Annotated in this window: 10 protein-coding genes; 4 read left to right on the top strand and 6 right to left on the bottom strand. The window is 42.2% G+C overall.

Going from position 1 to position 11254, the window contains the following annotated elements; all coding sequences use genetic code 11:
* Window positions 1-8 precede the first annotated feature (8 nt).
* Window positions 9-1415, top strand: a complete 1407-nt coding sequence (locus tag ACQY4U_RS07025) for an efflux transporter outer membrane subunit (protein WP_428328683.1) — start codon at window positions 9-11, stop codon at window positions 1413-1415.
* A gap of 85 nt (window positions 1416-1500) precedes the next feature.
* On the opposite strand, the gene ACQY4U_RS07020 is transcribed toward ACQY4U_RS07025, so the two are convergent.
* Entirely contained in the window at window positions 1501-1881 is a 381-nt protein-coding gene (locus ACQY4U_RS07020; RefSeq protein WP_428328682.1) for a DUF4469 domain-containing protein, read from the bottom strand.
* A gap of 277 nt (window positions 1882-2158) precedes the next feature.
* A complete protein-coding gene (locus tag ACQY4U_RS07015; RefSeq protein ID WP_428328681.1) occupies window positions 2159-3352 on the bottom strand; it encodes a Gfo/Idh/MocA family protein in 1194 nt (397 codons plus the stop codon).
* A gap of 121 nt (window positions 3353-3473) precedes the next feature.
* Here ACQY4U_RS07015 and ACQY4U_RS07010 point away from each other — a divergent pair, with 121 nt between their 5' ends.
* The 3 genes from ACQY4U_RS07010 to ACQY4U_RS07000 are packed head-to-tail and all read left to right on the top strand — an operon-like array spanning window position 3474 to window position 5564.
* Window positions 3474-4109 (top strand): 4'-phosphopantetheinyl transferase family protein, encoded by a 636-nt coding sequence (locus tag ACQY4U_RS07010; protein WP_428328680.1) that lies wholly within the window; start codon window positions 3474-3476, stop codon window positions 4107-4109.
* A 4-nt stretch (window positions 4110-4113) separates the two neighbouring features.
* Window positions 4114-4836, top strand: a complete 723-nt coding sequence (gene lipB / locus ACQY4U_RS07005) for a lipoyl(octanoyl) transferase LipB (protein WP_428328679.1) — start codon at window positions 4114-4116, stop codon at window positions 4834-4836.
* Complete coding sequence (locus tag ACQY4U_RS07000) at window positions 4833-5564, top strand: SGNH/GDSL hydrolase family protein (RefSeq protein ID WP_428328678.1); 732 nt, start codon at window positions 4833-4835, stop codon at window positions 5562-5564. Before lipB ends, ACQY4U_RS07000 begins: the two co-directional genes overlap by 4 nt.
* Window positions 5565-5569: 5 nt before the next feature.
* Here ACQY4U_RS07000 and ACQY4U_RS06995 read toward each other — a convergent pair whose 3' ends face one another.
* From ACQY4U_RS06995 to groL, 4 genes are all read right to left on the bottom strand, one after another.
* On the bottom strand, window positions 5570-6868 hold the full coding sequence (locus ACQY4U_RS06995) for an aminotransferase class V-fold PLP-dependent enzyme (protein WP_428328677.1): 1299 nt from the start codon (window positions 6866-6868) through the stop codon (window positions 5570-5572).
* Between the two features lie 47 nt (window positions 6869-6915).
* On the bottom strand, window positions 6916-8343 hold the full coding sequence (locus ACQY4U_RS06990) for an L-serine ammonia-lyase (protein WP_428328676.1): 1428 nt from the start codon (window positions 8341-8343) through the stop codon (window positions 6916-6918).
* Window positions 8344-8434: 91 nt separating this feature from the next.
* A complete protein-coding gene (locus ACQY4U_RS06985) occupies window positions 8435-9223 on the bottom strand; it encodes a mechanosensitive ion channel family protein (protein ID WP_428328675.1) in 789 nt (262 codons plus the stop codon).
* A 372-nt stretch (window positions 9224-9595) separates the two neighbouring features.
* Entirely contained in the window at window positions 9596-11230 is a 1635-nt protein-coding gene (groL, locus tag ACQY4U_RS06980) for a chaperonin GroEL (RefSeq protein WP_428328674.1), read from the bottom strand.
* Window positions 11231-11254 lie beyond the last annotated feature (24 nt).

Here is an 11254-nt window from a genome sequence, read left to right as displayed (position 1 = left end):
CTATTGTAATGAACAAAATATATTTAAAATATACCTTTTTAGTATTGTTGCCGATAAGCGTAATGTTATCCTGCCGGATAACAAAGCCTTACCAGCAGCCTGAAATGAACACCAGCGATCTGTACCGCGGAAAAGACAACACCGATACCACTACCATTGCCAGCATGCCCTGGGAAAATCTTTTTGCAGATACGGTTTTAAAAGCCCTGATTCACGAAGGGCTTTACAACAACCTGAATTTAAAAGTGGCTGTGCAAAAGATCTATGAAGCACAGGCAACATTAAACCAAAGCAAGGCTGCTTACTTACCAAACTTGAGCGGTAATGCAAGTGCCACGCGGTCTAAATTATCAGCTGCGAGTTTGGATTACCCTGCCGGGACAACCATCAGCACCTTAACAACATCATACCAATTAGGCCTTAGCGCATCATGGGAGGCTGATATTTGGGGGAAATTAAGCAGTGCTAAAAGAGCCGCATTTGCCAACCTTTTACAAACCGATGCTGCTAAAAGAGCCGTTCAAACCCAGCTGATAGCTGATATTGCCAACAACTATTACACCTTGTTAGCTTTAGATAAGGAACTTGAAATAACTAACCAAACCCTGCAAAATCGAATTAAGGATGTAGCAACCATGAAAGCCCTTAAAGAAGGTGCCGTAGTGAATGGTGCCGCAGTAGTGCAAAGCGAAGCTAACCGCTATGCTGCCGAGGTTGCGATCCCCGATCTGAAAAGAAGTATTCGCGAAACAGAAAATGCGATTGATATTTTAGTTGGCCGACCGCCGGGTGCGCTTAACCGGGGTAAGCTGGATGCACAGCAAGCTATAACCAATCTGCAAACGGGTGTACCATCACAGTTGTTAAAGAACCGTCCAGATGTTCAACAGGCGCAATATACTTTCAGGGGTGCTTTTGAAAACACTAACCTGGCACGTACGTACTTTTATCCGTCGTTTACCATTACCGCCAGCGGCGGATGGTCAAACCTACAGCTGAATGATTTTTTTACCAACTCTGTATTTTACAATTTTGCAGCAGGCTTAACCCAGCCAATTTTTAACCAGGGGATAAACAAAGCAAGATTAAAAACAGCGCAGGCACAGCAATTAGAGGCGCTGTATAACTTTCAGCAAAGCTTATTAAATGCCGGGCAGGAAGTTTCAAACGCATTATACGCCTATCAAACGGCTATTGAAAAAGATGGCTCGCGCAGCAAGCAGATCATTGCCCTGCAAAAATCGGTAGACTATACACAGGACCTTTTACGCTACAGCTCAGCAACCAACTATACCGATGTGCTAACCTCAGAGCAAAGCCTTTTATCTGCCCAGCTAAGCGGCGTTAACGACCGCTTGCAGCAGTTGCAGGCAATAGTTAACCTGTACCGCGCCTTAGGCGGCGGCTGGCGATAAGTACGAATTTTTATCAAATAAAATCACAAAAAAGCACCGCTTCCTTTATGGAAAGCGGTGCTTTTTTGCGTGGATGAATAAACTCTTATTGTTTAACTATAAAGGTTTTGATTTTGTACTCATCATAAACGTGAATATCCTTTTTAATCACTTGCTTGTTTGAAGTTACTTCGATGGTATAATCACCGTTTTCAAGCTTGTTTAAAATGTAAGCTTTTTCGGCTGGCTTATTACTGGTAAAAACATCTTTGCGTAACACATTTTTATCCTGATCGTAAATGATCACAATGGCTTTGCCCGGTGTGTTTTTATCTACCCTAATACTAACACCTTTGTTTGATGCTAATGTTGAAAAAGTAATTTCGTCCTTAACAGGTGCTTTATCAGCTAAAGTTTTTGAAGTTGCAGCAAAAAGGCCGGTGCTTGCTAATAAAAATAATGCGGTTAATTTGATTGAATTTTTCATGATCTTAATTTTTTTAATGTTTATGTATTGTATTTGTTATCGTTTTACAATTCAAAGAAACAACACTTTAAAACACTAAAAAAATCAAGTAGACCACCGTCTTTTTTATGTAGACCGGAGGCTTATCACCATCTACCAATACGCATAAATAGTTAATAATTAAATAAATGCGATATCCATCGGTTAAAAACAATCCTTCATAGATATACTTATCTTGTTCATCTATCTAACAAGTAAATAAACCTTAACCCGCAACTTGAAATAAGCAAAAATAAGATTACCCGGCGCTAACATCCTTTACTGAAACCTGCCCGCTTACCTTATGCTTTAATACTAACTTATGTTCGCCCGATGGCAGGATCTCTTTTTTTATCAAATAATGTTCGTCATCGTACGATTGGAAGTTTGCTGTATTATCCTCCGTTTTATTACCCCGCCAACCTTCAATCTGAACTGTTTCCCACCTTCCTGTTTTGGCAGACAGGTATGCCGCATCTATTATAGCATTTACTATATAGCCATCGTAAAAGCTTTCAAGTGGCTCGGTTTTATTTTCAATGGCATTAAACATATTGGTAAACATATTGGTGTAACCAAGTTCATGCACCTCATCCCCCACCGGGAATAACCATCCGCTATTACTTTCGGCCTTTTCGGCCACGTAGCCCCCTTTACCGGTACTAAACATTTCAAACCCTGTGCGTAAAAAGTTATTCAGCCAAATAGTTCCTTCGGTTCCCATAACCTCATCGCGCAGGTCCATTCCACCCCTAAAGCACCAGCTAACTTCAAACTGCCCCATAGCCCCGTTTGCATATTTTATCATACCCATAGCACTGTCTTCGGCATTTATGGGATGCACTTGTGTGGCTGTCCAGCACATCACCTCAACGGGCCTTATCTCCTTACCAATATAATTCCGGGCTATCTCAATACAATGGCATCCTAAATCAACCATTGCACCACCGCCGGATTGCTCCTGATCCCAAAACCAATCGCTATGCGGGCCGGGATGTGCCTCGCGTGATTTTGCCCAGAGCACTTTACCAATACTCCCATCCTTAACCGATTTCATCGACTTTAAAAACTTCGGAGTATAACAAAGATCCTCCAGATAACCGCCCATTATTCCGGCTGCTTCTACCATATCCAGCATTCGTTTGGCTTCGGCGGCTGTACGCCCCAATGGTTTGGTGCATAAAACATGTTTTTTTGCTTTGGCACAGGCAGCAACGGCAGCCTCGTGCAGGTTATTGGGCAGCGAAATAATTACCACATCAACATCAGCCCGGTTTACCAGCACATCCATATCATCGGTATAAATACTGAGCTTATAGTCGGCAGCAAATTTTTGAGCCTTATCTAAATTGCGCGAGTAAACGCTGATCAAGGTATCGCGGCCGCGTTGTGCCACTAAAGCATCCGCATAAAAGCGGGCAATAAAGCCCGAGCCTAACATGGCAATATTCATATTTCAGGTATTAATTGGTTTATAATTATGTAGCCGGTGGCCGATGGTTTATTGTCGGCCCTGCCAAATAAAATTACCGTTATTTGTTATACTTTTGTTATCCTTTTAGCAATTTTACTTTATGGCTATAGCGTACAGGCAGCAGATTGATGATGAAACGGAATTTGCGATCTGGAAAATAGAAGAAGAAGCTGACGAATTATACAGCCAGTTACAATTGGATGAGCACGAAAAAGCCCATTACGAAAAACTGAAGATAGGTAAACGAAACCTGCATTGGCTGGGTACGCGTGTTTTACTGCGTAAATTGCTGCGCACCGATGAATATATTGACTGTAAGATTGACGCACATGGCAAGCCCTACCTGGTAAACCTGCCTTACCATATCTCCTTAAGCCACTCCTTTGATTATGCCGCCGTAATGATAAGTACCAGGCCTGTTGGTATTGATATTGAGCAGGTAAAGCAAAAGGTGGAGCGCATTGCCCACAAGTTTATGCGCAAAGAAGAGCTTAAATTTATTACCACCCGCGATAAAATAAAACAACTGTACGTTTGCTGGTGCGCTAAAGAAGCGGTGTACAAGTGCTTCGGACAAAAAGAAGTATCATTTGCTAATAATATTTTGCTGGAACCTTTTCAGTTTGAGGGGCATGGCTGGATAAAGGCCAACCTGCTTAAAGGCAATACCGATATTAAATATGATGTTGGCTACCTGGAATACCAGGACTACATGGTTGGTTACGTTAAGGGATAGAAAGATGAAGAACAAAAAGGTAAATTTTATTGACTGGGGGCTGATTGATTACCAGCAGGCATGGGAAAAGCAGGAAGCTATTTTTGCCGAAACCGTAAACCTGAAGATTAAGATCCGTAACCGCGAAGTGGCAGCAGGTGTTGATGAGGAAGAAGATATACCAACCCCCAATTACCTTATTTTTTGCGAGCACCCGCATGTGTACACATTAGGTAAAAGCGGCAAGCCCGAGCATTTGTTATTGGATGAACAGGGCCTTAAGGAAAAAAATGCAGTTTACTACCCCATAAACCGTGGCGGCGATATTACTTATCACGGGCCGGGCCAAATTGTTGGCTACCCCATACTTGATCTGGATAATTTTTTTACCGATATACACCTGTACCTGCGTACCCTTGAGGAAGCCGTAATACTTACCCTTGCCGATTTTGGATTAACAGCAGGCCGCTATCCCGGCTATACCGGTGTTTGGTTTGATGCCGATAACGAGAAGGCCCGCAAAATTTGTGCTATGGGCGTACGCTGCAGCCGCTGGGTTACCATGCATGGCTTTGCACTTAACGTAAATACCGATCTGGATTATTTTAATAACATGATTCCGTGTGGTATTGATGATAAGGATGTAACCAGTATAAAAAGAGAACTTGGGCACGAGGTTGATATTAATGAAGTTAAAAAAATCCTGAAACATCATATTTCCGTACTTTTTGGTATGGAGATGTTATGAAGATAGTACAGATCATATTAATAAGCTTAACCGCATTAGCCGGGTGTACCAAAAAGGCTGACAGCAGCGCACAGGTAACCCAAACAACCGTAGTTACGGATACTACCAAAAAAACAATGACAGATACACTGAATTATCTTGCCTTAGGCGATTCATATACTATTGGCGAAGCTGTACCGCAGGTGCAATCTTTTCCATACCAGCTTACCAATGCCTTAAATGTTGATAAACTGGGTGTAAATGCCCCAACTATTATTGCAACCACCGGCTGGACCACTGACGACCTGATCAGTGCGATTGTCCGCAGCAACATCAACGGTAAAAAATATGATTTTGTGACCTTACTTATCGGGGTTAATGATCAGTTTCAGCGTTTAAGCCAGGATAACTACCGAACCAAATTTGTGCAGGTTTTACATACCGCCATTAACTTTGCCAAAGGTGATACCAGCAGGGTTTTTGTTTTGTCGATCCCGGATTATGGGGTAACGCCATTTGCAGGGGGACAGGATAGCATTATTGGACCAGATATTGACCAGTTCAACGCCATTAACAAGGCTGAAAGCACAAAAGCCGGCGTGCATTATCTGGATATTACGGCCATATCAAGGCAGGCTGCTAACGATCTTACTTTAGTTGCTCCTGATGGCCTGCATCCCTCCGGTAAAATGTATATGCTATGGGTGGCCCAGCTTGAACCAATGGTAAAAGCAAAACTTAAAAAATAACCTTCTTATTTTTTGGCTGCAATTTCTTCAATAGCCCTTACTAATTTATCCATATCGGGTATAGTGGTATAAACATGTGGTGTTATGCGCACGCAACTAATGTTTTCCCAATTTATGCCAACCACGTGTATTTTGTACTGATTAAAAAGAGCGCTGTCTAATTCGCCGGGCGTCATGCCATCCACACTTACCCCGCAAATAGCACAGGAGTATTTTGGATTGAGGGAAGTATGGAGTTTTACTTTGGGTACCTGCTGTACTTTTGTTGCCCAGTAGTTTTTCAGGTACCTTATCCGCTCTTCTTTCCGTTTGCTGCCTATGCCTTCATGAAAATTAATGGCCTCGCCAATGCCCTGCTCAATCGGGAAACTACGGGTACCAATGGTTTCAAACTTCCTGATGTCGCTGCTATGTGGTTTATCGTTACACATCAGCGGCCATATCTTTTCGATTTTATCCTTTTTGATCCACATCATTCCGCTGCCAATTGGCGCCGAAAGAAATTTATGTAAGCTGGTGCCAAAATAATCACAATGCAAATCGCTCACCTTAAAATCAAGCAAACCAAATGAGTGTGCACCATCCACAATCACCTCAATACCTTTTGCATGGGCCATATCCGCTATTTTACGTACGGGCATTATCTGGCCTACCCAATTCACCATGTGTGTTATATGGATCAGTTTTGTTTTTGGGGTGATAGCATCCTGGTAACCTTTTACAATTTGCTCATCATCTTCTATAGGCAGGTTAAAATTTATCTGCGTATAAACAATGCCCTCGCGCGCGGCCCTTTGTTTATAGGCATTGATCATATTTGGATAATCTTGTTTGGTACCCAGCACCTCGTCGCCGCTTTTCAGGTCGAGGCCGTATATAATGGTATTTAATGCTTCGGTGGAGTTCCGGTTAATGGCGATCTCCTCTGGCAGTACACCAGCCAAAGCAGCTAACTTTTCGCGCAGTGGCTCACGACCCTGATCAAGGATGCGCCACATAAAATAGGACGGGCCCTCGTTTGCCAATTGGTTATAACGCTCAACTGCCTGCTGCACCACGATAGGTGCCGGTGATACACCGCCATTATTAAGGTTGATGATGTTAGGGTTTACACTGTACGACCGCTGTATGGTGCTCCAGTAATCTTCATCCTGGGCAACCTCGATGGCCGTTAAATGGGCTACTTTTTTTGATGCCTGCTGCCAATCTGCCGCATGCACCTGGTTAAATAAACTGTTAACAGAAAAAGCTCCGGCAAGGGTTGCTGCCTGCTTCAGGAATATGCGGCGATCGTTTGTCATCATACAAACGAATTTAAGCTTTTAGCTTTAGTATTCCAAGTGCCTTATTATCAACACTCCGGCAAGCTTAAAGGGATATTTATGGCCAGGCCACCGTCTGATGTTTCTTTGTATTTTGAGTTCATATCCAGCGCGGTTTGCCACATGGTTTTCACCACGGCATCAAGGCTTACCTTGGCATTATCAGGATTGGTTTGCAGGGCAAGCTGCGAGGCAGTTATTGCTTTTATAGCGCCCATCGTATTACGTTCAATACATGGAATTTGAACCAGGCCGCCAATAGGGTCGCAGGTCATGCCTAAATGGTGCTCCATAGCAATCTCTGCTGCCATTAATACCTGGCGTTGTGTGCCGCCTAAGCACTCTGTAAGCGCCGCAGCAGCCATTGCCGATGATACCCCTATCTCTGCCTGGCAACCACCCATAGCGGCTGATATGGTAGCTCCTTTTTTAAAGATGCTGCCTATTTCTGATGCGGTAAGTAAAAACTGGATGATTCGTTCATCCGTATAGCTGTCACAAAAAACAATATAATATTGCAGCACTGCTGGTATAACCCCGGCAGCACCATTGGTTGGCGCCGTAACTACCCTGCCGAATGAGGCATTTTCCTCATTTACAGCAAGCGCAAAGCAGCTTACCCAATCCAGCGTATTCTTAAAGCTGTCACCAGTTTTGCGGATTGCGGCAACCCACTCATCATAATTACTATAACTATGGTTACCTATCAGCTTTCGGTTAAGCGTAGCTGCCCTGCGGGCAACATTTAACCCGCCGGGTAATGTACCTTTTGTATGGCAGCCGCGATAGATACACTCTTTTAAAGCGGTAAAGATATTCAGTACACCTGTTATGGTTTCCTGTTCGCTGCGCCAGGCCAGCTCATTCTCCATTACAATATCCGAGATCTTTAAACCTGTTTTTATGCACCAGTGCAGCAGGTTATTGGCTGTTTCGACAGGGAAGGGCAGATCAACCTCAGCTTTTGAATGATTACTGCCGCCCTCTTTTACTACAAAGCCACCGCCGATAGAATAATAAGTTTCGGATATGGCGGTGCCATTGCTTAAAAATGCCTGGAAGGTTACCGCATTAGGATGATAAGGCAGGCTCTCGTTAAACAGAAAGAGCATATCATCATCCGCAAAAAAACTAATTTCTTTTTTGCCTGCCAGTATCAGCTTGTGCGATGATCTGATCAGGTCGGTTTTAGGGCCCACCCTGTCAACCTCAAATGTTACGGGGTCGTCGCCGCTTAAACCTAAAAGAATGGCTATATCAGTACCGTGCCCTTTGCCAGTTTTGGCAAGCGAGCCGTATAATAAAATTTTAATTTCAACAACTAGGTCAAGCGTTCCGCGTTCTTGAATAGCTTCTACAAATTGCTGTGCAGCACGCCATGGGCCAAGCGTATGCGAACTTGAAGGCCCAATGCCGATCTTAAACATATCAAAAACAGAAATTTGCTCTTTTTGCATCGGTCAAAATTACAATAGTATAATGGAATTACAGCGACAAAAGGCCTTTAATAATAGCGCAGGCTGGTTTTATGATGACGAATGCAATTTATTAACCCGCTTTAGGGAAACTGATACCGGCAGCACCAAGTGCTTTAAAGATTTTTTCCATCAGGGCTATTTTTACGGTGAGATAATTTGCAGGTTCAACCCAAACATTAACAGTGAATTTTATGCTGTCAACATCAAGGCTTATTACGCCAACCCTTATGGCTGGATCGGTCAATACATTATCAGTGGAGGTAATGGCATCCTGCATAACTTGTTTGGCCTTATCAATATCGGCAGCGTATGCTAACTTAACCTCAAAATCAAGACGCCTTTTGCCTTCGCGGGTTACGTTCACAATAACTTCGTTAAACAGCTTGCCGTTGGGGATAATTACCGTTTTATTATCGGCAGTAATTAAAACAGTATAAAATATTTGGATAGATGTTACTTTACCTTCCTGCCCCTGGGCTAAAATACTATCATCAAGTTCAAAAGGTTTCAATAATAAAATGAGTACGCCGCCTGCAAAATTCTGGAAAGTTCCGGAAAGGGCAAGGCCAGCCGCCACACTAAACGCACCAATTATGGTGGTAAAGATGGTCATCTCGAAACCTACAATGTTCATTACCGAAATAATCAGTAATACATATAAGCTGGTGATGCTGAGACTAAGAAAGAAAGGCTGTAATGATGAATGAACCTTGTTGCGGCTCATCCTGTCGCGCATGCGTGAGCGGATAAACCTGATTACCCAAAGGCCTGCAAAAAAAACAAATATGCCGAAGACATATTGTGGGCCCCGCGTAATGAGCCAGTGGTGAAATTGCTGGTAAAACTCTTCTACTTTCATACAATGAAAGCGAAGTTAATAATTTTATTATTTACCGTATATAGTTATAAAAAGCTCTGGGCCTTTAAACAACAGCCATTCAACTAATGAGCTATGTATTTGTCTGGTTTTTTCTGTTATATGTTTCATAATACTCATACCTATTCAAATGCTGTGCCTAATAACTTAGTTTTGAATAGCTGCAACAAAAATACGCCTATTTGTAACCCAATTATTACTTAATCAATCATTTGATTAACAAATGACATTTCATTTACTAAAAAATAGCGCTTGGGGTGTAGCCTGCAAAACAAAAACCCTGTCTGTAAAAACAGACAGGGTTTTGAGGTGGCCTAAATACTGACCACTTTATATTATAAAACGGAGGGGATATTACATCATACCGCCCATGCCGCCGCCACCGCCCATTGCAGGCATAGCTTTGTCATCATCCGGATCATCTGCTAATACACACTCGGTAGTTAAAAGCATAGCTGCAATTGATGCAGCATTCTCTAATGCTACACGGCCTACTTTAGTAGGGTCAATAACACCAGCGGCAATTAAGTTTTCGTATTTATCAGTACGTGCATTGTAACCAAAGTCGGCAGTACCTTCTTTAACTTTTTGCACTACTATTGAACCTTCAATACCTGCGTTTTCACAGATCTGACGTAAAGGCTCTTCGATAGCACGACGGATGATCTGGATACCAGTGTTTTCATCTTCGTTATCACCTTTAAGATCAACTAATGCTGCAACTGCACGGATGAAAGCAACACCACCACCTGCAACAATACCTTCTTCAACAGCCGCACGGGTTGCATGTAAAGCATCGTCAACACGATCTTTCTTTTCTTTCATTTCAACTTCAGAAGCTGCACCGATATATAATACAGCAACACCGCCTGATAATTTGGCTAAACGTTCCTGTAATTTTTCTTTATCATAATCAGAAGTGGTAGTTTCTATCTGCGTTCTGATCTCGCTGATCCTGCCTTTGATAACTTCCGGATCACCAATACCATTGATGATAGTGGTGTTATCTTTATCGATAGAGATTTTTTCAGCCTGGCCTAACATTGAAAGGTCAGCGCTTTCTAATTTATAACCTCTTTCTTCAGAGATAACTGTACCGCCTGTAAGTACCGCAATATCTTCCAACATAGCTTTTCTGCGATCGCCGAAACCTGGTGCTTTAACAGCAGCAACTTTCAGTGAACCACGGATCTTGTTAACTACTAATGTAGCCAAAGCTTCGCCGTCTAAATCTTCAGCAATGATTAATAATGGCTTGCCAGTTTGTACTTGTTTTTCCAAAATAGGAAGCAATTCTTTCATCGATGAGATCTTTTTATCGTAGATCAGGATGTAAGGATTTTCTAATTCAACTTCCATTTTGTCGGCATTGGTAACAAAATAAGGAGAAAGGTAACCACGGTCAAACTGCATACCTTCAACAGTTTTAACTTCAGTTTCAGTTCCTTTTGCTTCTTCAACAGTGATAACACCTGAAGTACCAACTTTTTTCATTGCATCAGCAATCATTTCGCCAATAACCTCATCATTGTTTGCAGAGATTGAAGCTACTTGTTTGATTTTGCTGAAATCATCGCCAACATCTTGTTTTTGTGATTTAAGGTTTTCAACAACAACTTTTACAGCTTTATCAATACCACGTTTTAAATCCATTGGATTTGCACCCGCAGCAACGTTTTTAATACCAGCTGTAACAATTGCCTGTGCTAAAACTGTTGCAGTAGTAGTACCGTCACCAGCTATATCAGCAGTTTTTGATGCTACTTCTTTTAACATTTGAGCACCCATATTTTCAATAGGATCTTTTAACTCAATTTCTTTTGCTACAGTAACACCATCCTTAGTAATAGCTGGTGAACCGAACTTTTTGTCGATAATTACGTGGCGGCCTTTAGGACCTAACGTAACCTTTACTGCGTTAGCTAATATATCAACACCGCGCTTTAAAGCGTCACGTGCCTCAACATTATATTTAACTTGCTTTGCCATATTTTAATTTTTAGAAATTAGACT

Origin of the sequence: Mucilaginibacter sp. (genome assembly GCF_965277465.1) — a bacterium.
Taxonomy (GTDB): Bacteria; Bacteroidota; Bacteroidia; order Sphingobacteriales; family Sphingobacteriaceae; genus Mucilaginibacter.
The sequence above is the reverse complement of the archived record's forward strand: the minus strand, read 5'-3'. Positions and strand labels throughout refer to the sequence as shown.